Source organism: Pseudomonas sp. Pseusp11, assembly GCF_047304405.1.
Lineage (GTDB): Bacteria > Pseudomonadota > Gammaproteobacteria > Pseudomonadales > Pseudomonadaceae > Aquipseudomonas.
Window position 1 is genome coordinate 125,069 of record NZ_JBGLZF010000013.1, and the last position, 26,603, is coordinate 151,671.

Below are 26,603 nucleotides of genomic sequence, written 5' to 3' on the forward strand. Positions count from 1 at the left end.
AACCGCTCTCCTACAGATTTGATTCAACGCCGTGACGCACGACGCGTTTTTCCAGGTCGCCGCCCAGCCAGTACGACAGGTCGGCCGGACGATCGATTTGCCAGGCGACGAAGTCTGCGACCTTGCCGGCTTCCAGCGAACCGTGGGTTTGGCCCATGCCCAACGCGGTGGCGGCATGAATAGTCGCGCCCGCCAGTGCCTCTTCCGGGGTCATGCGGAAACAGGTGCAGGCCATGTTCAGCATCAAGCGCAACGACAACGCCGGCGAGGTGCCCGGGTTAAGGTCGCTGGCGATGGCGATTTTCACCCCGTGTTTGCGCAGGGCTTCCATCGGTGGCAATTGGGTTTCCCGCAGGAAGTAAAACGCGCCGGGCAGCAATACCGCGACGGTGCCGGACTTGGCCATGGCGATGGCGTCGTCTTCGGTCATGAATTCCAGATGATCGGCGGACAGTGCGTGGTAACGCGCCGCCAGGCTCGAACCGTGCAGCGATGACAATTGCTCGGCGTGCAGCTTCACCGGCAAGCCGAGGTTCTGCGCGGCGACGAACACCCGCTCGACCTGCTCTGGCGAAAACGCCAGGTATTCACAGAAAGCGTCTACCGCATCCACCAGCCCTTCGGCCGCCAGGGCCGGGAGCATTTCGCTGCAGATGTGATCGATGTACGCGTCGGCGCGGTCGGTGTATTCCGGCGGCAAGGCGTGGGCCGCCAGGCATGTGCTGCGCACGCTGACGGGTAGCTCGGCGCCGAGACGACGGATCACCCGCAGGATCTTGCGTTCGCTGGCCAGGTCCAGGCCGTAGCCGGATTTCATTTCGACGGTGGTCACGCCATCACGCATCAGGCTTTTCAGACGCTTGGCTGCGCTGGCGAACAGCTCGTCTTCGCTGGCGGCGCGGGTGGCGCGCACGGTGCTGGCAATGCCGCCGCCGGCTGCGGCGATTTCCGCGTAGCTGACGCCTTGCAGGCGCTGCTCGAATTCGCCGCTGCGGTTGCCGCCGAATACCGTGTGGGTGTGGCAGTCGATCAGGCCCGGAGTGACCCAGGCCCCGCTCAAGTCATTGACGGCCGGGTACTCGCCGGCCGGCAGTTCGGCGCGTGGGCCGATCCACTCAATGTGCGCACCGGACGTCACGATGGCCGCATCCTCGATGATCGAGTAGACGCCTTGCGCCATGGTTGCGACGTGGCAGTGTTGCCAGAGCGTTTTCATCCTTGGCCTCCGTTAGGTTATCGATGAGAAAAAATGGGTTCCTGTTCCACCGGTACCGCCTTGCCTGCCGCCGGTTTGACCCACGTCAGGTAGGCCAGCACCAGCAACACAATCCAGACCACGCCGACGATCAACGCCGCCTGGGTGTCCGGGAAATAACCCAGCACGCCGAAGATGAACAGCATGAAGGCAATCGCCGCCATCGGCGCATAGGGCCAGAACGGCACCGGGAATTTCAATTGCGCGACCTGCTCAGCACTCATGGAGCGACGCATGGCCACTTGGGTGAACAGAATCATCAGCCAGACCCACACCGTGGCAAAGGTCGCGATGGAGGCGATCAGCAGAAAGACGTTTTCCGGGATCAGGTAGTTCAGCAACACACCCAGCAGCAGCGCGCAGCTCATCACTATCACCGTCAACCACGGCACGCCATTGCGCGACAAGCGGGCGAAGCCTTTCGGTGCATGCCCTTGCTGAGCCAGGCCATACATCATGCGGCCCGCGCCGAAGATGTCACTATTGATGGCCGACACCGCCGCCGAGATCACCACGATGTTGAGGATGGTTGCCGCCGAGCTGATCCCCAGGTTGTCGAAAATCTGCACGAACGGGCTGCCTTGGCTGCCGATCTGCTGCCACGGGAAGATCGACATCAGTACCAGCATCGTCAGCACGTAGAACAGCAAGATTCGCAACGGTACGGCATTGATCGCGCGAGGCAGCACATGCTGCGGGTCTTTGGCTTCGCCGGCGGTAACGCCGATGATTTCAATACCGCCAAAGGCAAACATCACCACCGCAAACGAGGCGATCAAGCCGCCCACGCCATTGGGCATGAAGCCGCCCTGGGTCCAGAGGTTGCTGATATCGGTCGCCTGGGCACCGGGCGCATTGCTGATGCCGAACAGCATGATGCCGAAACCGCCGAGGATCATCGCGACGATGGCCGCGACCTTGAGCAGCGACAACCAGAACTCCATTTCGCCGAAGACTTTGACGTTGCACAGGTTCAAGCCGCCGACCACCGAAACGATGCCCAGCACCCAGATCCAGCGGGAGACTTCCGGAAACCAGAACCCCATGTAAATGCCGAATGCGGTCACGTCGGCCATACCGACGATGACCATTTCAAATGCGTAGGTCCAACCGAGGATAAAGCCCGCCATCGGCCCCAGATAAGTGCTGGCGTACTGGCCGAATGAGCCGGCCACCGGGTTATGCACCGCCATCTCGCCGAGGGCGCGCATGACCATGAACACCGCCGCGCCACCGATCAGGTAAGCGAGCAGGACCGCGGGGCCGGCCATTTGAATGGCCGAGGCAGAACCGTAAAACAGCCCGGTGCCGATCGCCGACCCCAGTGCCATGAAGCGAATATGTCGGGCAGAGAGCCCGCGTTTCAAACCTTTTGCTGGCTGTTGCATTTCTCGTCCTTAATTATTTTTATTCGACGCAAAATTGAATCGCGAGCAGGCTCGCTCCCACAGTCCAATGTGGGCGCGGGCCTGCTCGCGAAGGCCATTACAGGCTAGGCAGCAACTTCGCCGTCACCAGGTCATTCAGGCAACGCGTGGCCAACAACTCACTGGCCGCATTGATGTCCGGAGCGAAGAAGCGATCCTTCTCATAGAACGGCACTTCGGCACGCAGGATCGCGCGGGCTTTTTCCAGTTTTGGCGAGGTTTTCAGACCGTCGCGCAGATCCAGACCCTGGGCCGCCGCCAACCATTCCACCGCGAGAATCCCGCGAGTGTTCTCGGCCATTTCCCACAGACGCTTGCCGGCAGCCGGGGCCATGGACACGTGGTCTTCCTGGTTCGCCGACGTCGGCAGACTGTCCACGGAATGCGGATGGGACAACGCCTTGTTCTCGCTGGCCAATGCCGCCGCCGTTACTTGAGCGATCATGAAGCCGGAGTTCACGCCGCCATTGGCCACCAGGAACGGCGGCAGTTGCGACATGTGCTTGTCCATCATCAGCGAGATGCGGCGTTCGCTCAGGGAGCCGATTTCGGCAATGGCCAGCGCCATGTTGTCGGCGGCCATGGCTACCGGCTCGGCGTGGAAGTTACCGCCGGAGATCACGTCGCCTTCAGCGGCAAACACCAATGGGTTGTCCGATACGGCGTTGGCTTCGATGGCAAGCACTTCGGCGGCCTGACGGAACTGGGTCAGGCAGGCGCCCATGACTTGCGGCTGGCAGCGCAGGGAGTACGGATCCTGGACCTTTTCGCAGTTCTGGTGCGAGTCGGACACTTCACTGCGCTCGCCCAGCAGATCGCGGTAAGCGGCAGCGGCGTCGATCTGGCCTTTCTGGCCGCGAGCGGCATGAATACGCGCGTCGAATGGCGAGCGCGAACCCAGTACCGCTTCGACCGTCAGGCCGCCAAGGGCCAGGGCGCCGGCGAACAGATCTTCGCCTTCGAACAGGCCACGCAGGGCGTAGGCGGTGGACACCTGAGTGCCATTGAGCAGCGCCAAGCCTTCTTTCGCTGCCAGGGTCAGCGGTGTCAGACCGGCGACTTTCAGCGCTTCGGTGGCGGGCAGCCATTCGCCTTTGTAGCGCGCCTTGCCTTCACCCAGCAGTACCAGCGACATGTGCGCCAGCGGCGCCAAATCGCCGGATGCACCAACCGAACCTTTCAAAGGAATGTGCGGGTAAACCTCAGCATTGATCAGCGCGATCAGTGCATCGATCACCTGACGACGAATGCCGGAGAAACCACGGCTCAGGCTGTTGACCTTGAGCACCATGACCAGTCGCACCAGGGCGTCGCTGATCGGCTCGCCGACACCGGCGGCATGGGACAGCACCAGCGAGCGCTGGAGGTTTTCCAAGTCTTCGCTGGCGATGCGGGTCGAGGCCAGCAGGCCGAAACCAGTGTTGATGCCATACGCGGTGCGGTTCTCGGCGAGGATCTGTTCCACGCAGGCAACGCTGGCTTCGATTTGCGCCGAAGCGCTTTCGTCGAGGGTGATTTTGACCGGTTGCTGATAAACATCACGCAGTTGGGCAAGGCTCAGTTGGCCGGGAATCAAATTAAGCGCAGTCACATTCATTCTCCTTTTGAGAGCATTTTTATTAACTAACCAGACGCTCCGGAGATATCCGTTGTCCGTCGCTTCCCGCCTTTTGGAGGGGCCGCGCCTTGGCACGCTGGTGGTTGTGGAAATCAGTTGAGGTTCGGTACAGCCTTGTGCAGCAAAATCGGGTCTTTCAAAACAGCAGCGGCGCTGGCGATGTCCGGCGCCAGCCAGCGGTCCTGGTCGTAGGCCGGAATACGTTCGCGCAGCAGGCGCCACGCGGCATCGGTGCCGGCGCCGAAGCGTTGCTCTTTCAGGAACTCAAAAGCCTGAGCCGCCAACAGATACTCGATGGCGAGGATCTGTGTGCAGTTTTCCAACGCGCGATGCAGCTTCAGCGCGGCGTTGGTGCCCATGCTCAGGTGGTCTTCCTGCAAGCCCGAAGTGACGTAGTTATCGAGCACCGCCGGTTGCGCCAACTGGCGGTTTTCCGCACACAGCGACGCGGCAACGTATTGCACGATCATCATCCCGGAGTTCACGCCCGGATTGGCCACCAGAAAGGCCGGCAAACCGCTGACGTGCGGGTTGACCAAGCGGTCCAGGCGACGCTCGGCGATAGAGCCGATTTCGGCCATGGCAATGGCGAGCAAGTCAGCCGCCAAAGCAACTGATTGGCCGTGCGGATTGGCCTGGGACATGACGCGGAAGTTGTCCGGCGTGCCCAGCAGCAACGGGTTGTCGGTGACGGCGTTGAGCTCGGTTTCGATCTGTTTTCTGGCGTGTTCCAGCTGATCGCGGGCAGCGCCGTGCACTTGTGGAATCGAGCGGATGCTCAGCGCATCCTGAGTGCGAATGCCTTTGCTGCTGGCGATCACTTCACTGCCGTCGAGCAACGCTCGCAGATTGATACCCACCTGTTGCATGCCTGGATGCGGCTTGAGCGCGATGATCTCAGCATCGAACGCGGCAATCTGGCCGCGCTGGGCTTCGAAGCTCATGGCGCCGATCACATCGGCCCACTGCACCAGGTTCGTTGCATCGGCCAGGGCCAGGCAGCTGAGGCCGGTCATGCACGGTGTGCCGTTGACCAGGCACAAACCATCTTTGGCACCCAGTTGAACCGGTTGCAGCCCTTCTTCGGCCAAGGCTTGTTGTGCAGAAACGATCTGCCCGCGATAGCTGACATTGCCGACGCCCAGCAGCGCGATGCCGATGTGGGCCATGTGGGTCAGATAACCGACCGACCCCTGGGACGGCACTTGCGGAGTGATGCCGCGATTGAGCAACGCCAGCAACGCTTCGACTACCCGGCGGTGAATGCCGGATTTGCCATGGCTGTAGTTGTGGATCGCGGCGCAGAGAATCGCGCGAGTCTGCTCGTCGGACAGCGGAGCACCGACGCCGCAGGCATGGCTGAGCAAGGTGTTGCGCGACAGCTGGCTGAGTTGTTCGTCCTTGAGCGAGACGTTGCACAAGGCGCCCAGGCCGGTGTTGACACCATAGGCACGCTCACCACTGGCGACGATGCGCTGGACGATCGCCTGGGCATTCTCGATCCGCGCCCAGGTTTGGGCCGACAGCTCAAGCTGCGCGCCGTGGCGGGCGACCGCGACCACATCCTGCCAACGCAACGGGGCATCGGCGATAACGATTTTTTCAGCCTGGGACATCTAGAGCCTCATACAAAATTCATGGACGTATGACACCTGTGGCGAGGGAGCTTGCTCCCGTTCGACCGCGCAGCGGTCGCAGATTTTCAGGGCCGCTTCGCAGCCCAGCGGGAGCAAGCTCCCTCGCCACAAAAACGATCAACCTCAAACCACCGCAGCCCGCCGCTGTACGAACCGATCCACATACTCATCCGCCGGCGAATGCAGGATTTCTCGTGGCGTGCCGACCTGAATCAGCCGGCCATCCTTGAGGATCGCGATGCGGTTGCCGATGCGCACGGCCTCATCGAGGTCGTGGGTGATGAAGACGATGGTCTTGTGCAGGGTCTTTTGCAGTTCCAGCAACTGGTCCTGCATTTCGGCGCGGATCAGCGGGTCGAGGGCGCTGAAGGCTTCGTCCATCAGGATGATGTCGGTGTCCGCCGCCAGGGCGCGAGCCAGGCCCACACGCTGGCGCATACCGCCGGAAAGCTGATGCGGGTATTTGTTTTCGTAGCCCTTCAGGCCCACGGTGTTGATCCAGTGCAGCGCGCGCTCGGAGCACACCTGCTTGCTCTCGCCACGCACTTTCAGGCCGTAGGCGACGTTATCCAGCACGCTTTTGTGCGGCAGCAGGCCAAAGCTCTGGAACACCATGCTGATCTTGTGCCGGCGAAATTCGCGCAGGGCTTCCATGTCGTATTGCAGGATGTCCACGCCGTCCACCAGGATCGCGCCGCTGGTCGGGTCGATCAGGCGGTTGAAGTGACGCACCAGGGTCGACTTGCCGGAACCCGACAGGCCCATGATCACGAAGATCTCGCCGGTGCCGATGCTCAGCGACAGGTCATTCACGCCGACCACGCAACCGGTTTCGGCCAGTACCTGGTCTTTGGTTTTGCCCTGGCTAATCATGCCCAGCGCATCCTTGGAACGGTTGCCGAAAATCTTGAAGACGTTTTTGACTTCAATCTTGCTGATGGCTGCGTTGCTCATTTGCTCACCTCATGCCGTGCGCGACCGTACGCCTGTGTAATGCGGTCGATCACCACTGCCAGAATCACGATCGCCAGACCGGCCTCAAGACCACGTCCGACGTTGAGGGTCTGAATCCCCACCAATACGTCTTCACCCAAGCCACGGGCACCGATCATCGAGGCGATCACCACCATCGACAGGGCCATCATGGTGGTCTGGTTGATCCCGGCCATGATGCTCGGCAGGGCCAGCGGCAGTTGCACGCCGAACAGTTGCTGCCAGCGGTTGGCACCGAAGGCGTTGATAGCTTCCATCACTTCACCGTCAACCTGGCGAATACCCAGATCGGTCAGGCGGATCAGCGGCGGCGCAGCGTAAATAACGGTAGCGAAAATCGCCGGGACCTTGCCCAGGCCGAACAGCATCAGCACCGGAATCAGGTACACGAAGCTCGGCATGGTTTGCATGATGTCCAGCAGCGGCATCAGTACCGAACGCAGGCGATTGCTGCGCGCAGAAAGAATGCCCAACGGAATGCCGATCAGCACCGAGATGACCGTCGCCACCATCATCAGCGCCAGGGTCTGCATCAGCTTGTCCCAGAGACCGACCGCGCCCACCAGGAACAGCAAACCGACGATGACCGCCGTGGTCACGACTTTGCGGGTCGCGTGCCAGGCAACGCCCGCCACGATCGCCAGCATCAGCCACCAGGGCGCCGCACGCAGCAGCCCTTCAAGATTGACGATGGCCCACAGCAGGGTGTCGGAGATGCTGCGGAACACGTCGCCGTAGTTGGTGACCAGCGTATCGACCCAACCGTTGACCCAGTCGGCGATGGAAAAGGTAAAGCTTTCGGGAAACATAAGAGACTCTCAATCAAGGGGTTGCGATCAAGCATCCGACTGCCGTTGCCGACAGTCGGAGAGGCTCAACCTACAAGGCCGCGTCGATTTTCTTGGCTGCGTCTTCGCTCACCCACGCGTGCCAGACTTCAGGATGTTCCTTCAAGAAGATCTTGGCCAGTTTTGGCGACTCGATCCGCTCTTTGGCCATACGCCCCAGGTTCTGATTCAACAGGTCGATCGGCAGGTTGACCTTTTCCAGCACGGTCACCAGTTCCGGGGCCTGCTCGTGGAAAGTCTTGGAGAGGCCGACCTTGATGGTCACGCGCTTGTCGACACCCGGTTTTTCTTCCAGTTTGACCACGTCGATCTGGCCCATCAGCGGGGTTGGCGACCAGTAGTAGAACAGGATCGGCTCGCCACGCTTGTAGCTCGACAGCACCGCCGCATCCAGCGCCGGGCCGGTGCCCGGACGGAAGTTGGTGTAGCTGTTTTCCAGGCCGTAGCTTTTCAGCATTTCGCTGTTATCCAGCTCGCAGGTCCAGCCGGCCGGGCAGTTGTAGAAACGCCCTTTGGATGGCTCTTCGGCGTCCTTGAATACCGCGGAATATTTAGCCAGATCGGCAATGTTTTTCAGGTCCGGCGCCTTGGCTTCCAGTTTGCGCTTGGCGTCGCCTTCGATCACGTAGCGCGGCACGTACCAGCCTTCGACGGCACCCACCACCGGAGCGCCGACACCGACGACCTTGCCGGCCTTCTCGGCCTTGTTCCAGACTTCGCTGCGGCCGACCCACTCTTCGGCGAACACTTGGATGTCGTTGCTGCTCAGGGCGTTTTCCATGGTGATGGAGTTGCCCGGCAGGCTGTCGGTCTTGCAGTCGTAGCCTTTCTCCAACACGACTTGCAGCACGTCGGTCAGCAGCATGGCGCTTTCCCAGTTCAGGCCGGCGAATTTCACCGGTTTACCCGATTCGCACCAGCCAGCCGCCTGGGTGGCACCGGCACTGGCCAGCAGGCCCATGGAAAGCAAAGTGGTCAGCAGGGTCTTGTTCGATTTCATTGTGTGACGCTCCTAATCATGAGTTGGCTTACGGCAGTCAAGAGGCATCCAGCCCTGTCCACGTCCAATCAGGCCTGCGCAACCGCGCTACCCGCCCCGCTTGTTGTTAGGTCTGCAACGTCGTGATCTCTGCAGGAGCTGCCACGGCAGCTCCTGCAGCGGTCTTTTCTCTTATTTGCCGGTGATCATCGGCAGGTTCAGCCCCTGCTCCTTGGCGCAGTCGATCGCGATCTGGTAACCGGCATCGGCGTGACGCATGACACCGGTGGCCGGGTCGTTGTGCAGCACGCGAGCGATACGCTCGGCCGCTTCGTCAGTACCGTCGCAGACAATCACCATGCCGGAGTGCTGGGAGAAGCCCATGCCGACGCCGCCGCCGTGGTGCAGGGAAACCCAGGTCGCGCCGCTCGCGGTGTTCAGCAGAGCGTTGAGCAGTGGCCAGTCGGACACGGCGTCGGAACCGTCTTGCATCGATTCAGTTTCGCGGTTCGGGCTGGATACGGAGCCGGAGTCCAGGTGGTCGCGACCGATCACGATTGGCGCGGACAATTCACCGCTGCGCACCATTTCGTTGAACGCCAGACCGAGCTTGGCGCGCAGGCCCAGGCCAACCCAGCAGATACGTGCCGGCAGACCCTGGAAGCTGATGCGCTCGCGAGCCATGTCCAGCCAGTTGTGCAGGTGGGCGTCGTCCGGGATCAGTTCTTTGACTTTAGCGTCGGTCTTGTAGATGTCCTGCGGATCGCCCGACAGCGCAGCCCAACGGAACGGGCCGATGCCACGGCAGAACAGTGGACGGATGTAAGCCGGTACGAAACCCGGGAAGTCGAATGCGTTCTCCACGCCTTCTTCTTGCGCCATCTGACGGATGTTGTTGCCATAGTCGAAGGTCGGGATGCCTTGCTTCTGGAAATCGAGCATCGCTTTGACGTGAACGGCCATCGATTGCTTGGCGGCCTTGATCACGGCAGCAGGTTCGGTCTTGGCGCGGGCGCGGTATTCGTCCCAGGTCCAGCCGGCCGGCAGGTAGCCGTTGAGCGGGTCGTGGGCGCTGGTCTGGTCGGTGACCATGTCCGGGCGCACGCCACGACGGACCAGTTCCGGGAGGATTTCCGCAGCGTTGCCCAGCAGGGCGATGGAGATCGCCTTGCCTTCGGCAGTGTATTTGGCGATACGGGCCAGGGCGTCGTCGAGGTCTTTGGCTTGCTCGTCGACGTAACGGCTTTTCAGACGGAAATCGATACTCACTTGTTGGCATTCGATGTTCAGCGAGCAAGCGCCGGCCAGAGTTGCAGCCAGAGGCTGAGCGCCGCCCATGCCGCCGAGGCCTGCGGTCAGGACCCAACGACCTTTCAGGTCATCGTTGTAGTGCTGGCGACCGGCTTCGACGAAAGTTTCGTAGGTGCCTTGAACGATGCCCTGGCTGCCGATGTAGATCCAGCTGCCGGCGGTCATCTGGCCGTACATGGCCAGGCCTTTGGCGTCGAGTTCGTTGAAGTGCTCCCAGCTCGCCCAGTGCGGTACCAGGTTGGAGTTGGCGATCAGAACGCGTGGGGCGTTGCTGTGGGTCTTGAACACGCCGACCGGCTTGCCGGATTGCACCAGCAGGGTCTCGTCGTCGTTCAGGTTGGTCAGGCTTTCAACGATCTTGTCGTAGCATTCCCAGTTACGTGCCGCACGACCGATACCACCGTAAACCACCAGTTCTTTAGGGTTCTCGGCGACTTCCGGGTCGAGGTTGTTCATCAGCATGCGCAGCGGCGCTTCAGTCAGCCAGCTCTTGGCGGTCAGCTTGTTACCGCGGGCAGCACGGATTTCAACGTCACGAAACTTAGTAGGTTTATTCTCAGTCACGAAAAGAACTCCTCAGCAATCAATCCAAACCAACCCAGGTAGTGGGCGAGCAAGCCGATGGGCATCAGTGCACATCAGCGAATCAGTGGACGATGGTTGAGTCTTCGTGACTCATACACATACGTCTTTACTTGTACATACAAGCATATGCAATCAAGCGGCCAACTTGTTGAATGAGCATCCAAGAAAATTTCTTACAGGGCTGGAAAGCGTCTGGATCAAGGGTTCTGGCGTAAATGAAATTTTTCGCGGGGATTTATTCGGGGACGTGCCGATTGTTACTTGAGCATGGTTTTGCGCCACACTGGGGCGTTCGGTAACAAATTGGTGCGCGATGGGGAACGGATTTGCGAGGACGAAAAGCATCGCGGGCAAGCCTCGCGCCCACAAGATTATCATCGACCTTGTGGGCGCGAGGCTTGCCCGCGATAGAGGCGACTCGATATTGGATCAGCGTGCAGTCAGCTCAATGACACAGCACGAACCATTGAGGGCGACGTCCTGCAGACCGACGTTACCGTCCAGTTGCAGGCAATCATGGCGACCGAGTTGCGATGCTTTGTTACCGACCTTCACTTCCAGCGCTTCACTGACACTGAACACCAGCAGAGTCCCGGCTTCACTAAAAAACCGCTGCTTGCCTTCCAGCCACTGCAACCGCGCACTGTAACGATCCGGTGCATAAATTAGGTTGAAGTCGCGAATCGGCCCACCGAGCAATGCGCAGGACACGTGACTCTCGCCATTGAAAGCAAACGGGTCGAGCGGTAACAACGCCCGCGTGTCCTGGCCATCGACGCGCAAGGTCATGCCCTCGCCTTGCAGTACGGTGATCACCCGCTCATAACCGGCAAAGGTGGAAAAACCGCCCGACTCGCCGATGTCGGCAATCGACAGGCGCCAGCCAAAACCATCAAGGCCTACCCCCGTATCACGGGTGATTTCTTCAGTGCTGCCGCCGCCGTTCTTCCACGGCATGCGCGGGTAATCGGTTGCGCGTAAGACCTTCAACTGCCCCATTTATGTCTCTCTACTTATGGCTCTTATTTATGGAACCGCCCTTCCAGACGATGACGGGAACCGGGGTGGATCAAGCGGGCGGCGGTCACTGGCTGACGGCCGGACCAGGTGCGGCGACGAATCAGCAGGCACGGCTCGCCCTTTTCAATCTGCAGCAACTTGCATTCGGACGGCTCGGCGAGAATCGCTTCGACCACATGCTCGCCCTCGGTCAACGGCGCGACCTGATTCAGATAGGCGTAAGGCGTTTGCAGGGTGAAGTCTTGCTTGAGGTAGTCCGGCGCCACCAGCGCGTTGACGAAACGGTCTTCGATTTGCACCGGGATATCGTTTTCGAAATGCACAATCAGCGAGTGAAACACCTTCTGGCCCTCGCGCATGTCCAGGGCCAGGGCCCGCTCGGAACCGGCGGCCTCTTCTTCGAGGGTGATCACCTTGCACGTGTGACGATGGCCACGGGAGGCGATCTCGTCGGCGATGTTGTGCACTTCAAACAGCGCAGACTGACTTTTTGGCTCGGCGACGAACGTTCCGACGCCTTGCATGCGCACCAACAGGCCGTCGGCGGTCATCTCGCGCAGGGCGCGGTTGATGGTCATGCGGCTGAAACCCAGCTGGCTGACCAGCTCGCTTTCCGACGGAACGCGGTAGTGCGGCGGCCAGTTTCCACTATCGATTTGCTGGGTGATCATCTGTTTTACGCGGGCGTACAAGGGCGCCGGGCTGTCGCCAATGTTCGCGGCCAACGGGGAGACTGCAGGCGGAGTCGGCACGGTTAATCCTTGTTCATCTATGAGAGGTTGCTAGCTTGCCGGAGTTTACCGAGCAGGCAAACGTCTGTATATGTATATACAAATAACACACGATGGGGTGCTGAACCATGTCCGCCTTCTTTGCCGAACGCGCGCTGCTGCCTAGTGGATGGGCCAACAATGTACGTCTTGAAGTCAACGCCGATGGCGTGCTGACCCATATCCAGGCCGATTCCCACGCAGATGACGCCGAAAGGTTGAGCGGTCCACTGCTGCCGGGAATGCCGAATTTACACTCCCACGCCTTCCAGCGAGCCATGGCAGGACTTGCGGAAGTGGCGGGTAATCCGAATGACAGTTTCTGGACCTGGCGCGATCTGATGTATCGGCTCGTCGGAAAAATCAGCCCGGATCAACTCGGCGTTATCGCCCGTCAGCTGTACATCGAAATGCTCAAGGCCGGTTACACATCGGTCGCGGAATTTCATTACGTCCATCACGACAATAGTGGCCAGCCGTATGCGGACCCGGCCGAACTGGCGCTGCGCATCAGCCAGGCGGCCAGCTCCGCCGGTATTGGCTTGACCTTGTTGCCGGTGCTCTACAGCCATTCCGGTTTTGGCGGACAGACCCCGAACGAAGGCCAGCGCCGCTTTATCAACAGCACCGAAAACTACCTGAAGCTTCAGTCGCGTTTGCAGCCGATTCTGGCGCAGCAACCCGCGCAGTCGCTCGGCCTGTGTTTCCACTCGTTACGCGCGGTCACACCGCAGCAGATCAGCGAAGTGCTGGCAGCCAGCGACAAGCAATGCCCGGTGCACATTCACATCGCCGAGCAGCAGAAGGAAGTCGACGACTGTCTTGGCTGGAGCGGTCGCCGTCCGCTGCAATGGCTGTACGAAAACACCGAAGTCGATCAACGCTGGTGCCTGGTCCACGCCACCCACGCCAACCCGGAAGAAGTCACGCTCATGGCCAAGAGCCGCGCCATCGCCGGCCTGTGCCTGACCACTGAAGCCAACCTCGGCGACGGGATTTTCCCAGCGGTGGACTTCCTGGCGCAGGGCGGGCGCATGGGTATCGGTTCCGACAGCCATGTGTCGTTGAGCGTGGTTGAAGAATTGCGCTGGCTGGAATACGGCCAGCGTCTGCGCGATCAGCGGCGTAATCGGTTGTATGGCGCGAATCAGCCGATGGTCGGCCGCACGCTGTACGACGCAGCGCTGGATGGCGGCGCCCAGGCGTTGGGGCAGCCGATCGGCGCCCTGGAAGTCGGCAAGCGCGCGGATTGGTTGGTGCTGGACGGCAACGATCCATACCTGGCGACGGCCAGTGGCGACGGAATTCTCAATCGCTGGCTGTTTGCCGGTGGCGATCGCCAGGTCCGTGATGTGCTGGTCAATGGCCAGTGGGTCGTGCGCGATGGGCGGCATGCCGACGAGGAAGAGAGTAACCGGGCATTCACCCAAGTCCTGCGCGATCTCTTGGGCTGACGCAAAAAAACTGTGGGAGCGAGCAGGCTCGCTCCCACAGTTTTTGCTCTTCGGTGACCGTTAGTTCGAGGTCTTGGCCATCTTGCTATCCGACGTACGCCAGATCAGCCGTGTCGTGTCATAGCCCTGCTGACGCGCCCTGCTCAGCAGCTCTTCACGCACTACGCCATTGACCGTCGGGGTCCGTGACAGCAGCCAGAGATGATGGCGACTCGGGTCGCCGACAATCGCGGTCTTGTAGTCATCGCTGACGTACAACACCCAGTACTCTCCCTTCGACACACCGGGTATCAATCGCGAGAACCAGGTATCGAACTCGACCCACAGCTTGTCGGCCTTGCCGGGTACCTGTGGATAAGCCCTGCCCTTGGCCTCTTCCCATTGCCATTGCGAGGTCAGGCAGCGGTTCAGCACCGCCATCTCACCGTCAGGCTTGAGGCTGTAATGGGCTTCGGATTGCGCACAGTTACGCTGGAAATACACCGGCAGACGCGCCAATTCGTACCAGGTTCCCTGGTAACGCTTGAGGTTGACACTATTGACGGTCTTGGGCGCCAACGGATCTACGCCAGAAGAGGCGCAGCCGGCCAATACCAGGCCGGCAAAAAGAACGATCAGGAACCGCTTCATTATTTTTTTCTCCCGTGGGCGAAAAGCCCCGGTTTACTTCAGGCCTTGGCCCGAAAACATCAGCACTTTGTCACCGGCATACTGCACGCTGATAAAGCTGTTTTTGTCGCCCCAGGTGCAACTGGACATGCCGAGTGCGCCCGAGCAGTCGGTCGGTTTGCCCAGCAAGGTTTCAACCTGGGCCTTGGGCATGCCGGTCGACAGCTTCGAATAATTTTCCTGATTGATCTTGCTGCACGCGGCCAACAGCACGCAGAACGAGAGCAAGGCGATAGAACGCAGCGACATGGTGTAACTCCTGGAGCGGAAGAGAGGTGGCATGTTGCCAACCAGAAGCTTAGAAGAGAAAACCCTAATCTGGTTCCCCGACCGTCCGCCTATTTATTAGGCCACTCGTCAGCCTTTTACCGATAAATCAGCCCCTTTCTCAGGTCATTGGGTATTTCGTCGGTTTTCGTCAATACCCGCCTAATCTTTGGCGCTGGCCAGTCGACATAAAAGCAGCGCCAAGCCCTCGACTGTGGCAAATTGACGCCCCTTTGCTGACCAGCCACTGCGCGGTAGATCATTTAATGACCAGAAACATGAAATTCAGCCACAAGATCTTGTTGGCAGCCGCTCTCGTGGTGGCCGTTGCATTCGCCTGTTTCATCCTGTTCAACGATTACCGCCAGCGTCAAACCCTGCGCAGCAGTACCGAGTCCTCGATGCAGGAACTCGGCAGCCTGACCACCAGCAACATCCAGACCTGGCTGGAAAGCCGCATCCAATTGCTGCAATCGCTGTCCCAGCAGATCGCCGTGGACGGCAGCGCCCCGGCCAATCTCAAACGCGCCATCGACCTGCCGGCCTATACCAGCAACTTCCAGCTGAGCTACTTCGGCGGCACCGATGGCGTGATGTTCTCGATCCCGGCCGGCAACCGCGCTGCGGACTACGACCCTCGCGCCCGTGGCTGGTACAAGGCAGCCAACAACGCGCAACAGACCATCGTCACCGAACCCTACATCGCGGCGTCGTCGGGCAAACTGGTGATCACCGTGGCCACGCCGGTGAAGTACCAGAGCCAGATGATTGGCGTCGCCGGCGCGGATATCGACCTGTCCAGCGTCAGCGCGATCATCAACTCGCTGAACTTCGGCGGTCATGGCCATGCGTTCATTGTCAGCGCCGACGGCAAGATTCTGATCCACCCGGACAGCAAACTGGTGCTCAAGAACCTGGCCGACGCCTACCCCAACGGCGCGCCGAAAGTCAGCCCGGGCCTGAAAGAAGTCGAACTGGACGGTAAAACCCAGTTCATCTCCTTCACCCACGTTAACGGTGTGCCGTCGGCGGACTGGTACGTGGCGCTGGTGCTGGATCAGGAAACCGCGTTCTCGATGCTCAGCGAATTCCGCACCTCGGCGATCATCGCCATGGTCATCGCCGTGGTGATCATCATCGCGCTGCTGAGCATGTTGATCCGCGTGCTGATGCAGCCGCTGCTGATCATGGGCCGCGCCATGCATGACATCGCCGAGGGCGAAGGCGACCTGACCAAACGCCTGACCATTCATGGCCAGGACGAATTCGGTGCTCTGGGCACCTCGCTCAACCGTTTCGTCGAGCGTATCCACACCTCGATCCGCGAAGTATCTTCGGCCACCGGCCAGGTCAACGAAGTTGCCCTGCGCGTAGTGGCGGCCTCGAACTCGTCAATGTTCAACTCCGATCAACAGGCCTCGCGCACCAGCAGCGTCGCGGCAGCGATCAACCAGCTCGGTGCCGCCGCCCAGGAAATCGCCCAGAACGCCGCCCTCGCCTCGCAACACTCGAGCGACGCACGCAGCCTGGCCGAAGAGGGTCAGCAGGTAGTGGATAAAACCATCGCCGCGATGCACCAGCTTTCGGCAAAAATCAGCGATTCGTGCGGCAACATCGAAACCCTGAACAGCAACACGGTGAACATCGGACAGATTCTGGAAGTGATCACCAGCATCTCGCAACAGACCAACCTGCTGGCCCTCAACGCGGCCATCGAAGCGGCCCGGGCCGGTGAAGCCGGCCGTGGTTTTGCCGTGGTGGCCGACGAAGTACGCAACCTCGCCCACCGCACTCAGGATTCGGCGCAGCAAGTGCAGAAGATGATCGAGGAGCTGCAAGTTGGGGCCCGGGAAGCGGTCAGCACCATGACCGACAGCCAGCGCCAGAGCGAAAGCAGCGTCGGCATCGCCAACCAGGCCGGCGAACGCCTGGGCAGCGTGACGCAGCGCATCGGCGAGATCGACGGGATGAACCAGTCGGTGGCTACCGCGACCGAAGAACAGACCGCCGTGGTGGAATCGATCAACGTCGACATCACCGAGATCAACACGCTGAACCAGGAAGGTGTGGAGAACTTGCAGTCGACTTTGCGTGCCTGTGCCGATCTTGAACAGCAGGCGGCGCGGTTGAAGCAGTTGGTGGGGAGTTTCCGGATCTAAGGCGCTCTCACTGGTCTCATCGCGGGCTTGCCCGCGATGGCGGCATCAGCAACAACGAAAAGCTAGAAGCGCGATCCTGGCCCCGAAAGAAACTCCAGCTCCTCAGCCGTAGACTCACGCCCCAACACCGCATTGCGATGGGGAAACCGCCCAAATCGCGCAATGATCTTCTGATGCCGTTCGGCGTAATCCAGGTTGCTGGCAAACACCGCCCGATCCGCCTCGGGTTGCTGTTCAACCAGATCGAGAAACCGCGAAACCGCTTCGTTCTGCACCGCCAGGTTTTCGCAGTGTTCGAACACCAGATAGATAAAAACCCGCTGGATCGGACGCAGTTGCCGATCGAAATCCGCGGCAATGCCTTGCGCCACCAGTGCCTGGGCCCTGACGTCGCCGGAAAAGGATTTGGGGGTGTCGCGAAAGATCATTCGCGGCAATTGATCGAGCAGCAGCACCAGGGCCAGCCAACCTTCGGGGCGTTGCGCCCATTCGGTCAATCCGCCGGCCAGTGCCTGCTCGACCAGATCCCCGAAACGCATCCGCGCTTCGAGGTCCTGACTGTCACGCTTGCCGAACCATAACTTGCCCTTGTCAGCCGCTATTTCGTTGGGTGATTCGAAAGATCCAAACCACCATTCGAGTAACGGCTGCCAGGGCGCGGTCATGTTTTATTCCTTGTGGTAAGCCGTGACGCGGGCAACTTCTTCTTTCGAACCGAGGAACACCGCAACACGCTGGTGCAGGCCTTCCGGCTGGATGTCGAGGATGCGCTGGTGGCCGTCAGTGGATGCGCCACCCGCTTGCTCCACCAAGAACGACATCGGGTTGGCTTCGTACATCAGGCGCAGTTTGCCCGGCTTCGACGGCTCGCGGCTGTCGCGTGGGTACATGAACAGACCACCGCGGGTCAGGATGCGGTGCACGTCGGCCACCATCGCGGCGACCCAACGCATGTTGTAGTTCTTCTTCAGCGGGCCTTCATCGCCAGCCAGCAATTCGTCGACGTAACGTTGTACCGGCGCTTCCCAGTGACGCTTGTTGGACGCGTTGATCGCGAATTCCTGCGTGGACTCCGGAATCGTGATGTCTTCATGGGTCAGTACGAAGCTGCCCATTTCACGATCCAGGGTGAAGCCTTTGACGCCATTGCCCAGGGTCAGCACCAGCATGGTCTGTGGACCGTAAATCGCGTAACCGGCGGCAACCTGCTGAGTGCCTGGCTGCAGGAAGGCCTTTTCGTTCAAAGGCTCGTTCTGGGTCAGGTATTCGTTCGGGCAACGCAGCACCGAGAAGATCGTACCGACCGGCGCGTTGATGTCGATGTTCGACGAACCGTCCAGCGGGTCGAACACCAGCAGGTACGCGCCTTTCGGGTATTTGCCCGGGATCTGGTAGGCATTGTCCATTTCTTCGGATGCCATGCCGGCCAGGTGACCGCCCCATTCGTTGGCTTCGAGCAGGATGTCGTTGGACATCACATCAAGCTTCTTCTGCACTTCACCTTGGACGTTTTCAGTGCCCATGCTGCCCAGGACACCACCCAGGGCGCCTTTGGAGACGGCGTGGCTGATTTCCTTACAGGCACGCGCCACCACTTCGATCAGGAAACGCAGATCGGCAGGAGTGTTGTTGCTGCGGGTCTGCTCAATCAAATAGCGACTCAGGGTAACGCGGGACATGGACGGCTCCGGAGGAATGGGGGGGCTAAAAACCCGCGCAGTTTAACGCGAGTCGGGGCGCATTTCCTCCTATCAGACGTGATACACCCAATAGAGTTCATGCGCGGGGTTGAGCGTAGTTGGAAATGGGCCGGGATTGGGCGCCAGTTTCGATATTTTTGGTGGCAGGAAGGACGCCTTCGCGGGCAAGCCTCGCCCCTGCAGGAGCGGCTTGCCCGCGATCTGGCGCACAGTGCCAGCCATCCTCAGGATTTAGCAGCAGGCTTGCGCAGCAAACTGAACGCCATCCCCCCCAGAAACAGCACACTGAGCAGCAACACCGCCCACAGCCCGATCTTTTTCCAGTTCGTGCCCAGCACCGTTGGCGCTGTCGCCACCGGGGTCACCACTGCCCCGCCGTCCACCGTCGCCTTGCCCAACGTCGCCAGCTTCGCCGCGCTGTAATCGGGAATCAGCGTCGACAACGGCAAGCTTGCAGCCTTCACCGTCGCACTGCCCAGCGCCAGCGTATAAGGCCCGGCCCCGCGTGCCAGGAACACCAATTGCGTGGAGCGCACGGCATACCGCACAGTGGGTGCTTCGGCGCCCAGGCCACCGCCGCGTTCATCCACCGTCAGTTTCAATTGCTGCACGGTCTGGCCCGACAACTGCAATTCGTTCTGCACCACGTCCTGGCCATTCTGGGTCAGGCGATAGAGCAAACCGTTGGTCAGCGTTTGCCACGGCAGGCTGGTCTCCCGGCGCCCTGATAATGTCACCGGTGCCAGGCTGTTGGGCTGATTCAGTTCGATCTGCAAACGCTGGACGTTCAACCCCATCGGCAATTGCCAGATGTACTCACCGGCCTTCACGCTGCTACCAGCCAATGGTTGCGACCAGACCAACGGCAGCGGCAAGGTGCGAGGGTTGGTGCTTTCCAGTTGCGCCGACGTCAACACCGGCGCCGATTGCGGTGAACTCCACAGCAAGCGCAAATAGCGCGCCGATTGCCCCGGCAGGCCGACTTCATGTTGCTCGACCCGTTCGTCGGCAAACGTCAGACGCGCCACCTGCCCTTCACCCCACGACTGCCAATGCTGCAAATCGTTGCTGGCTTCGATGCTGAAACGCTGGAAGCCGTCGCGTTCACTGGTCCAGTCGAGGATTAATTGCTGCAACGGCGCCTTGATGCCGCTGGCATCGAGTAACCAACCGCGCAGCTCTTCTTCGCCCGCCTCCAACTGGCTGGACGGCTGCACTTCGATCAACGTGCCGTTGGTGTTCGATTGCACCCGTACGCTCGGCGTGCGTTCGCTGGCATCCGCCGAGTTGTACAACGGGAACCACTTTACGTCGGTCAGCGTGCGGTTTTCGTGGGTCTGCGCAGGCTCTCGGGCCAGAGCGTACGCCTGAGGCTCACCGGCGGCGTTGAACACACGCACATCGCTGAGATCGGTTTGCCGCGCGTTCAGTTGCACGCCCAAGGGCAATTCCAGGCGATACCACGGGCCCTCGCCGCTCACAGACAACGGTACCTGCCTGGCGAAATCCGCAGGTTTTTCCTGCGCGCCAGCCGACAGTGTCACACCCAGCACAACAGCAGCCCACCAGCCCAGGTTCAGCTTCTGACTCAAGATGACGCTCCTTCGGTTTCAGGGGCCGGTTTTTCAGCATCCGGCACGGCTTCGGCACGCTTGGGTGGCAACGGGGCGAAATAACCCACCACCAACAGCAACACGCCAACGCCGATAAACGACACGATCCGCGCCAACCCGCCACGGTTACTCAATTCAACGAAGAACAGCTTGGCGACCACCAGCGCGATCAGCCCTGCGCCGATCAGCCAGACTTCACGGCGGTGACGCAGATGCCCACCGATCATCAGACTCAGGGCCATCAGGGTCCAAACGATGGACAGGCCAGCCTGCACCAGCATCGATTCAAGCAGCAGATCCAGCGCGAACGGCACGCCACCCCAGTGGTGAGCCGCGCGCATCACCAGCGCGGTAAAGAAGGCGAACAGTGCAACACCGGCAATCACCTGCGTGGCGTTATCGGTGTAATCCTTGCGGATCGCCAGTTGCGTGACTGCGTTGCGGGACCAGACATAAACGCCGAACAGGGCGAACAACAGGCCCAGCTCCAGCGGGTTGATCAGTGGCACATAGGGCAACGGCTCGGCGGTGCCGTCGCTGGCCATGTTCGCCAGCCAGAACCAGCCGAGCATCAACAACGCCAACGGCGCGGCGGCATAGACCCGGTACTCGCGGGGATAAGCCGACACTGGCCATGGCCACGCACGCGGTGCGGCCATCAGCACCAGATACAGGCTCGGCAGAATCGCCCAACCCAGCCAACGCCAGGCGTTGTACTGCTCCGACAACAGCAGCAAGCCATAACGCAGCTCCAGGGCCAACACGCCGATCAATAGCCAGCAACCGAGCACATGGGCGGTGCTCAGGGCTTTTTCGGGCAGCATCGGTGCCAGACGCCGCAATGAGATGAAATGCACGACGAACACCACGGCCCAAACCAGCCAGCCGAAGTTGGCGGCCGGGTGATAACGCGAATGCCAGTCCGCGAGCAACACCAGACCGGCGGCGGGAATCAGCAAGGTGCAGAGCAAGCCCAGCGACGACCACTTCAGGCGCAGCGCCAACACCGCCCAAAGCGCCACACTCACCGCCGCGACCGCCAGCAACAACGTCGCTTGCAGGTTCACAGGCGCAAAACGCAGCACTTCGCTGATCCACGCCAGTGCCCACCAACCCGCGCTCCACACCAGCAACACTTCGGACAAGCGCTGCAGGCTCAACACATCGAAAGCTGAAGCATGGTTGCCGAGCTGCAAACGCCAGGCCCCGACGAATGCCGCCAGCCCCAGCACCAACGGCGTCCAGAAACCGCTATGCGCCAGCGGTCGCAGCCCTTCGCTGAGCAGCGGCCCGAACAGGTCCGGCCCGGCGAACAGGAAGGCTACGCCACCGATCACCTGCAACAGCAGACCAAAGACAAAACTCACGCGCTGCTTCAGGTACAAACTCAGCCAGATGATGAATAAACCACTGGCCGCCCACACCGCACTCGCGGTTTGCCACGGCAACACGAACAGCACCGCGAGGTTGATCAGCACCAGACCGGCCAACAACACCACCGACAAGCCGCGCAGCAAACGCACGTCGTTGCGCACCATTTCGTCCCGGGCCGCCAACAACATGCCGGCGATCAGTGCCAGCCCGATCAAGGATGCGCTGAGCAAACCGCTCCAACCGGCGCTGAACACCGCAGCCGAGTCTCCGCTCGCCCCTCGCAGCCGCACCAGGAACAACGCGCCGCCGAGCAGTTGCACGGCGAACGCACTGAACAGGAACGCTCGCGATTGCAGGCGCAGGCCGACGAACAGCGTCGCCAACCCGGCCAACGCCCAACTGATCGCCGTGCCGTGAGTGAAGAAAAACAGCGGCGCCAGCAGATAGAGGAACGTCAGGCCCAGGCAGGCCAGCACCGGCAACCCTTGGCGCTCCCACGGCAACGCCTGTTCGGGCAACGCTTTGCGCAATTGGTAGAAGCTGAACAGCAGCGCCACGCCGAGCATCAACGCCCCCAGCGGCGCGCCATCGAGCAGGCTGCTCTCGCCGCTGCGTAATTCGCTGAGAAAGGCCAGCGCCGAGCCCAGTTGCAGCAGCAAGGCAAAGGCGCGTGCCAATGGTCGTTGTTGACGCAGTCCGAGCCAGAAAATCCCGGCACCTTCCACCGCCCAGGCTGCGGCAGTCCAACGCGCGTCGAGCCCCAGAGGGATCGCCAGGCTGGCGAAGATCACCCCCAGCGCCAGACAGGTTTCAGCCAACAACAGCGCTCGCCCCCCCATCAGCAACCGGGCCAGGCCCATATAAATAATGCCCAGCGCCAAGGCGCTGAAGGCTGCGGCAAATTCAAAGTGCTCCACCAGTGCGAACTGCAGGCCGAAACCCACCAGCGGTGGCGCGAACAGCATCGTGCCGTCGACGTAATCACCCTTGCGCGCCGACCAGCGCAACAGTGCTTCACGGCTGTCGTCCTCGGGCGCGTCGCTCATTTCCAGCAACTTGCGCCGGGTGAACAACAAACCGATGGCCAGGTACATCAGGAAAAACAGAATCAGGAACGGCTCGGTGCTCCACAGCAGCTCCGGTTTATAGGAACGCAGACCCCAGGCAAAGCCGATGCCGAAGGTGCCGACAAAACCGATCAGGTTGAGCAGCCGCCAGGCCTTGAACCACGCGATGGCGAGGATGCCAGCGTTGAGCAAGGCGAAATAGCTGAACAGCGCGACATGGTTGCCGGCACCGGTGGAGGTCAGGATCGGCGCGGCAAAACCGCCCAGCGCAGCCGCGGCAGCCAGGCCCAACGCGTTTTGGGTAATGGCCAGAATCGCCGAGAACACCGTCACCACAACCAACAGGCCCAATGCTGCCTTGGGATCAAGCAACGGATGCAGACGCATCGCGGCAAATACCGTCAGGTACAACACCGCGATCCCGGTGCCTTGCAGCATCAGCGCGTAGTTGCTGTTGCGCAGTCTCAGCCACCAGCCCAGGGCGAGCAGACCCAAGGCCGCCGCCGCGACGCCGGCATAACGCAACTCGATCGGCACCACCATGCCTTCGGTGGCATAGCGCAACAGGAAGGCCAGGCCGAGGAACAACAGCACCACACCGACCCGCAACACGGTATTGCCGCCGAACAGCCAGTTGCGTGCGCCGCTGATGGCGCGTTCGATGAAGTTCGGGCCGCGCGGCTCGGCCGGTTGCTGCGGTTCGCGGGCGACCGGCTCGGGCTGCCAGACATCGGCGGGCAACGGACGACTGGTTTCGGCAGCGGCCACGGTGATGGGTTCGAATTCGGGGGGTAGCTCCCAGACCAGCTCCGTAGGTGCGAGAGGGGCTTGCTCAAGAATGATTTCAGGCGACTCAGCGGGTTCGCTGACAACCGGTTCGCCTGGTTCAGGTGCCTTGGCACCCGACACCTCCAGCAACGCCAGTCGCTGTTCGACCGCATTCAGCGCAACCTGAGCCTGATTGAGTAAACGTCGCTGCTCGGCCGTTTGAGTGCTCAAGCGGCCGATACGCATGGCCTGGCCGAGACCCAGCCCGAGCAAAGCGCCCAACAGCGCCTCACTGAACGACTCGTCAAGAATCCAGCCCAGCAGCAGCCCAATCAGCATTAACATCCATTGCATGGTCGATATCCCTAAGCGGCCCATTGCCTTGTGGCGTTTGCACTGACCGCGCAGCGGTCACTGAAACATCCGGTAAAACTGGCGCTTAGTATATCGGGCCGGCCCAACAACAGTTGGGCCTTGCGCACATTTGTCGCTAAAAGTTACTCCAAAGCCTTCCAGATATCCGTGGCGTACTCGCGAATAGTCCGGTCTGACGAGAACCAGCCCATCCGCGCGGTGTTCAATACCGCCGAACGCCACCACTCTTTCGAGTCGTGCCAGTGAGCTTCGACCCGCATCTGCGCGTTCCAGTAAGAGTCGAAATCGGCGCAAACCAGGAAGCGGTCGTAGTCCACCAGTGAATCGATCAGCGCGGTATAACGGGACGGATCGTCCGGTGAGAACACCCCGCTGCGAATCGCTTGCAGCACGTCGTTGAGCCGATGGGAGGCGGCGATGTCCGGCGCTGCGTTGAATTCATGGTTACGCTTGCGCGCTTCCACTTGCTGGGCGCTGAGACCAAAAATAAACATGTGCTCGGCACCGATGCGCTCGCACATTTCCACGTTGGCCCCGTCCAGCGTGCCGATGGTCAGCGCGCCGTTGAGGCCGAATTTCATGTTGCTGGTGCCCGAGGCTTCGAAGCCGGCGGTGGAAATCTGCTCCGACAAGTCCGCCGCCGGAATGATGCTTTCGGCCAGGCTGACGTTGTAGTTGGGCAGGAACACCACTTTGAGCAAGCCGCGCACCGTCGGGTCGTTGTTGACCACCCGCGCAATGTCGTTAGTCAGCTTGATGATCAGCTTGGCCTGGTGATAACTGGCCGCCGCCTTGCCGGCGAAGATTTTCACCCGCGGCACCCAATCGATTTCCGGCTCGGCACGAATCGCCTGATACAGCGCAACGGTATGCATCAGGTTAAGCAACTGACGCTTGTATTCGTGGATCCGCTTGACCTGCACATCAAACATCGCCGCCGGATTGACCGCGATCCCCAGCCGCTCATGAATCAGATACGCCAGGGCTTTCTTGCTGTGCAGCCGCTGTTCGGCGAACTGCTTGCGAAATGCAGTCTTCTCGGCAAACGGCTCCAGCGCGAGCAAGTGCTCCTCGGGGTTGTCCAGCAGGCTCGGGCCGAGGGCGTCAACCAGCATGGAGGTGAGTTCGGGGTTGGCCTGATAGAGCCAGCGGCGGAAGGTAATGCCGTTGGTTTTGTTGTTGATCCGGTCCGGGTAAAGCTTGTGCAGTTCGGAGAACACCGTGCTGCGCATCAGCTGCGTGTGCAGGCCGGACACGCCGTTGACGCTGTGGGAACCGAGGAACGCCAGGTTACCCATGCGCACGCGACGACCGTTGTCTTCCTCGATCAGCGAAATCGCACGCAGCACGTCGAAATCGTGAACGCCTTTGGCTCGCAACGAGTCGATGTGCTGGGCGTTGATCAAGTAAATGATCTGCATGTGCCGGGGCAGCATCCGCTCCATCAGACTGACCGGCCAGGTTTCCAGCGCTTCCGGCAACAGCGTGTGGTTGGTGTACGACAGCGTGTCGACCGTGATCTGCCACGCCGCATCCCACGCCACGTCATAGACGTCGACCAACTGACGCATCAGTTCGGCCACGGCGATCGAGGGGTGAGTGTCGTTGAGTTGAATGGCGGCGTGATCGCCCAGGGTCAGCACCGAGGTGTGCATGTTGCGATGGCGACGCAACAAGTCCTGCAAGGACGCGGAGACGAAGAAATATTCCTGGCGCAGGCGCAACTCCTGGCCGGCCTCGTTGCTGTCCGCCGGGTAAAGCACGCGGGAGATACTTTCTGCCCAGGCCACTTCCGCGACCGCGCCCAAGTGGTCGCCCGCGTTGAAGCGCTCCAGATGCAATTCTTCCATGGCCCGGGCGCGCCACAGCCGCAGGGTGTTGACGCTTGCACCACGCCAACCAACCACCGGGGTGTCGTAGGCGATGGCCCGTACGGTTTCCGACGGGGACCAGACTTGCCTCGACTTGCCGGCTTCATCAGTCACGGTTTCGACACTGCCGCCGAAACCGATCGGGTAGGCCACCTCTGGTCGTTCGAACTCCCACGGGTTGCCGAAGTCCAGCCAGTGTTCGGTCTGCTCCTGCTGCCAGCCGTCGACGATGGCCTGGCGGAACAAACCGTGTTCATAACGAATGCCATAACCATGGCCGGCGATGCCGAGGGTCGACATGCTTTCCATGAAGCATGCCGCCAGACGCCCGAGGCCGCCGTTGCCCAGTGCCGCATCAGGCTCCAGCAGACGGATGCGTTCGATGTCGACGCCCAGTTCGGTCATGGCCTCGCGGGCCACATCGAGCAAGCCGAGGTTGCTCAGGCTGTCGTAGAGCAAGCGACCGATAAGAAATTCAAGGGAAAGGTAATAAACACGTTTCTGGCCTTTGCGGTAGATCTGCCGGGTGTGGTCCATCCAGTGCTCGACCATATGATCACGCGCCGCCAGGGCAATGGCTTCGAACCAGTCATGGTCGAAGGCGTGATCCGGGTCTTTACCCACCGCGTAAGTGAGCTTGGTCAAGACGGCGTCGCGGAATGCGGCCACCTCTGCTTCGCGAACAAGTGGTTCTTGAGTCATCGATAGGACCTCGAGCGAGCGTGGAATTGTCTGAGCCTAGTCGGTCTGACAGACCGTAGAGACTCTGGTTCGGCAGTTTTTCCTGTTAGTACGAGATAGATCGACATTACGTTGTCGTGGGCCAGAAACAATGCAGGGGCC

Annotated in this window: 19 protein-coding genes and 1 pseudogene; 3 read left to right on the forward strand and 17 right to left on the reverse strand. The window is 60.8% G+C overall.

Annotated elements, in window-relative coordinates; all coding sequences use genetic code 11:
- Positions 1-10: 10 nt before the first annotated feature.
- From hutI to hutC, 10 genes are all read right to left on the reverse strand, one after another.
- Positions 11-1,216, reverse strand: coding sequence for an imidazolonepropionase (gene hutI, locus ACCC96_RS13245; protein WP_018929177.1), 1,206 nt, complete (start codon positions 1,214-1,216; stop codon positions 11-13).
- A gap of 17 nt (positions 1,217-1,233) precedes the next feature.
- Positions 1,234-2,643 carry an amino acid permease gene (locus ACCC96_RS13250; protein ID WP_019650803.1) on the reverse strand — a complete coding sequence of 470 codons (1,410 nt, stop codon included), beginning with the start codon at positions 2,641-2,643 and terminating at the stop codon, positions 1,234-1,236.
- Between the two features lie 97 nt (positions 2,644-2,740).
- Complete coding sequence (gene hutH / locus ACCC96_RS13255) at positions 2,741-4,279, reverse strand: histidine ammonia-lyase (protein WP_413696051.1); 1,539 nt, start codon at positions 4,277-4,279, stop codon at positions 2,741-2,743.
- A 113-nt stretch (positions 4,280-4,392) separates the two neighbouring features.
- Positions 4,393-5,916 carry a histidine ammonia-lyase gene (gene hutH, locus ACCC96_RS13260; protein ID WP_413696052.1) on the reverse strand — a complete coding sequence of 508 codons (1,524 nt, stop codon included), beginning with the start codon at positions 5,914-5,916 and terminating at the stop codon, positions 4,393-4,395.
- A 144-nt stretch (positions 5,917-6,060) separates the two neighbouring features.
- Complete coding sequence (locus ACCC96_RS13265; RefSeq protein WP_007936770.1) at positions 6,061-6,891, reverse strand: quaternary amine ABC transporter ATP-binding protein; 831 nt, start codon at positions 6,889-6,891, stop codon at positions 6,061-6,063.
- Positions 6,888-7,739, reverse strand: coding sequence for an ABC transporter permease (locus ACCC96_RS13270; protein WP_018929182.1), 852 nt, complete (start codon positions 7,737-7,739; stop codon positions 6,888-6,890). Before ACCC96_RS13270 ends, ACCC96_RS13265 begins: the two co-directional genes overlap by 4 nt.
- A 70-nt stretch (positions 7,740-7,809) precedes the next feature.
- Positions 7,810-8,778 (reverse strand): ABC transporter substrate-binding protein, encoded by a 969-nt coding sequence (locus tag ACCC96_RS13275; RefSeq protein WP_018929183.1) that lies wholly within the window; start codon positions 8,776-8,778, stop codon positions 7,810-7,812.
- A gap of 171 nt (positions 8,779-8,949) precedes the next feature.
- Positions 8,950-10,632, reverse strand: a complete 1,683-nt coding sequence (gene hutU / locus ACCC96_RS13280) for a urocanate hydratase (protein ID WP_019650808.1) — start codon at positions 10,630-10,632, stop codon at positions 8,950-8,952.
- A 450-nt stretch (positions 10,633-11,082) separates the two neighbouring features.
- On the reverse strand, positions 11,083-11,652 hold the full coding sequence (locus ACCC96_RS13285; RefSeq protein WP_413696053.1) for a HutD family protein: 570 nt from the start codon (positions 11,650-11,652) through the stop codon (positions 11,083-11,085).
- A 23-nt stretch (positions 11,653-11,675) separates the two neighbouring features.
- Positions 11,676-12,344, reverse strand: a complete 669-nt coding sequence (gene hutC, locus ACCC96_RS13290; RefSeq protein ID WP_244858324.1) for a histidine utilization repressor — start codon at positions 12,342-12,344, stop codon at positions 11,676-11,678.
- Positions 12,345-12,532: 188 nt separating this feature from the next.
- On the opposite strand from hutC, the gene ACCC96_RS13295 reads away from it, so the two are divergent.
- Positions 12,533-13,897: a formimidoylglutamate deiminase gene (locus ACCC96_RS13295; RefSeq protein WP_413696054.1), complete on the forward strand. Its 1,365-nt coding sequence runs from the start codon at positions 12,533-12,535 to the stop codon at positions 13,895-13,897.
- A gap of 60 nt (positions 13,898-13,957) precedes the next feature.
- Here the strand turns inward: ACCC96_RS13295 and ACCC96_RS13300 are convergent, their stop codons facing one another.
- Both ACCC96_RS13300 and bamE read right to left on the reverse strand, forming a co-directional pair.
- Positions 13,958-14,527 carry a lipocalin family protein gene (locus ACCC96_RS13300; protein ID WP_019650810.1) on the reverse strand — a complete coding sequence of 190 codons (570 nt, stop codon included), beginning with the start codon at positions 14,525-14,527 and terminating at the stop codon, positions 13,958-13,960.
- Between the two features lie 33 nt (positions 14,528-14,560).
- The gene (gene bamE, locus ACCC96_RS13305) at positions 14,561-14,815 is read right to left on the reverse strand and encodes an outer membrane protein assembly factor BamE (protein ID WP_018929189.1); all 255 of its coding nucleotides are present in this window, start codon (positions 14,813-14,815) and stop codon (positions 14,561-14,563) included.
- A gap of 296 nt (positions 14,816-15,111) precedes the next feature.
- Here bamE and ACCC96_RS13310 point away from each other — a divergent pair.
- A pseudogene (locus tag ACCC96_RS13310) lies at positions 15,112-16,134 on the forward strand (cache and HAMP domain-containing protein); the annotation flags it as partial.
- A gap of 93 nt (positions 16,135-16,227) precedes the next feature.
- Positions 16,228-16,992 carry a methyl-accepting chemotaxis protein gene (locus ACCC96_RS13315; RefSeq protein ID WP_370695245.1) on the forward strand — a complete coding sequence of 255 codons (765 nt, stop codon included), beginning with the start codon at positions 16,228-16,230 and terminating at the stop codon, positions 16,990-16,992.
- 62 nt (positions 16,993-17,054) lie between these two features.
- On the opposite strand, the gene ACCC96_RS13320 is transcribed toward ACCC96_RS13315, so the two are convergent.
- The 5 genes from ACCC96_RS13320 to ACCC96_RS13340 form a co-directional block, all read right to left on the reverse strand.
- On the reverse strand, positions 17,055-17,657 hold the full coding sequence (locus tag ACCC96_RS13320) for a DUF924 family protein (protein WP_018929191.1): 603 nt from the start codon (positions 17,655-17,657) through the stop codon (positions 17,055-17,057).
- A gap of 3 nt (positions 17,658-17,660) precedes the next feature.
- A complete protein-coding gene (locus tag ACCC96_RS13325) occupies positions 17,661-18,671 on the reverse strand; it encodes a class 1 fructose-bisphosphatase (RefSeq protein ID WP_007933966.1) in 1,011 nt (336 codons plus the stop codon).
- 245 nt (positions 18,672-18,916) lie between these two features.
- A complete protein-coding gene (locus ACCC96_RS13330; protein ID WP_413696055.1) occupies positions 18,917-20,284 on the reverse strand; it encodes a DUF3999 domain-containing protein in 1,368 nt (455 codons plus the stop codon).
- Entirely contained in the window at positions 20,281-23,868 is a 3,588-nt protein-coding gene (locus tag ACCC96_RS13335) for a DUF2339 domain-containing protein (protein ID WP_413696056.1), read from the reverse strand. The genes ACCC96_RS13330 and ACCC96_RS13335 overlap by 4 nt, the downstream gene beginning before the upstream one ends.
- Before the next feature lie 143 nt (positions 23,869-24,011).
- Positions 24,012-26,462 carry a glycogen/starch/alpha-glucan phosphorylase gene (locus ACCC96_RS13340; protein WP_019581812.1) on the reverse strand — a complete coding sequence of 817 codons (2,451 nt, stop codon included), beginning with the start codon at positions 26,460-26,462 and terminating at the stop codon, positions 24,012-24,014.
- Positions 26,463-26,603: the final 141 nt, after the last annotated feature.

Coding starts and splice junctions, on each gene's coding strand:
- hutH (WP_413696051.1), bottom strand. CDS start 4,279: ATGAATGTGACTGCGCTTAATTTGATTCCCGGCCAACTGAGCCTTGCC.
- ACCC96_RS13270 (WP_018929182.1), bottom strand. CDS start 7,739: ATGTTTCCCGAAAGCTTTACCTTTTCCATCGCCGACTGGGTCAACGGT.
- hutI (WP_018929177.1), bottom strand. CDS start 1,216: ATGAAAACGCTCTGGCAACACTGCCACGTCGCAACCATGGCGCAAGGC.
- bamE (WP_018929189.1), bottom strand. CDS start 14,815: ATGTCGCTGCGTTCTATCGCCTTGCTCTCGTTCTGCGTGCTGTTGGCC.
- hutC (WP_244858324.1), bottom strand. CDS start 12,344: ATGATCACCCAGCAAATCGATAGTGGAAACTGGCCGCCGCACTACCGC.
- hutH (WP_413696052.1), bottom strand. CDS start 5,916: ATGTCCCAGGCTGAAAAAATCGTTATCGCCGATGCCCCGTTGCGTTGG.
- ACCC96_RS13325 (WP_007933966.1), bottom strand. CDS start 18,671: ATGTCCCGCGTTACCCTGAGTCGCTATTTGATTGAGCAGACCCGCAGC.
- ACCC96_RS13335 (WP_413696056.1), bottom strand. CDS start 23,868: ATGCAATGGATGTTAATGCTGATTGGGCTGCTGCTGGGCTGGATTCTT.
- ACCC96_RS13295 (WP_413696054.1), top strand. CDS start 12,533: ATGTCCGCCTTCTTTGCCGAACGCGCGCTGCTGCCTAGTGGATGGGCC.
- ACCC96_RS13320 (WP_018929191.1), bottom strand. CDS start 17,657: ATGACCGCGCCCTGGCAGCCGTTACTCGAATGGTGGTTTGGATCTTTC.
- ACCC96_RS13285 (WP_413696053.1), bottom strand. CDS start 11,652: ATGGGGCAGTTGAAGGTCTTACGCGCAACCGATTACCCGCGCATGCCG.
- ACCC96_RS13300 (WP_019650810.1), bottom strand. CDS start 14,527: ATGAAGCGGTTCCTGATCGTTCTTTTTGCCGGCCTGGTATTGGCCGGC.
- ACCC96_RS13340 (WP_019581812.1), bottom strand. CDS start 26,462: ATGACTCAAGAACCACTTGTTCGCGAAGCAGAGGTGGCCGCATTCCGC.
- ACCC96_RS13275 (WP_018929183.1), bottom strand. CDS start 8,778: ATGAAATCGAACAAGACCCTGCTGACCACTTTGCTTTCCATGGGCCTG.
- ACCC96_RS13250 (WP_019650803.1), bottom strand. CDS start 2,643: ATGCAACAGCCAGCAAAAGGTTTGAAACGCGGGCTCTCTGCCCGACAT.
- ACCC96_RS13315 (WP_370695245.1), top strand. CDS start 16,228: ATGTTCAACTCCGATCAACAGGCCTCGCGCACCAGCAGCGTCGCGGCA.
- ACCC96_RS13265 (WP_007936770.1), bottom strand. CDS start 6,891: ATGAGCAACGCAGCCATCAGCAAGATTGAAGTCAAAAACGTCTTCAAG.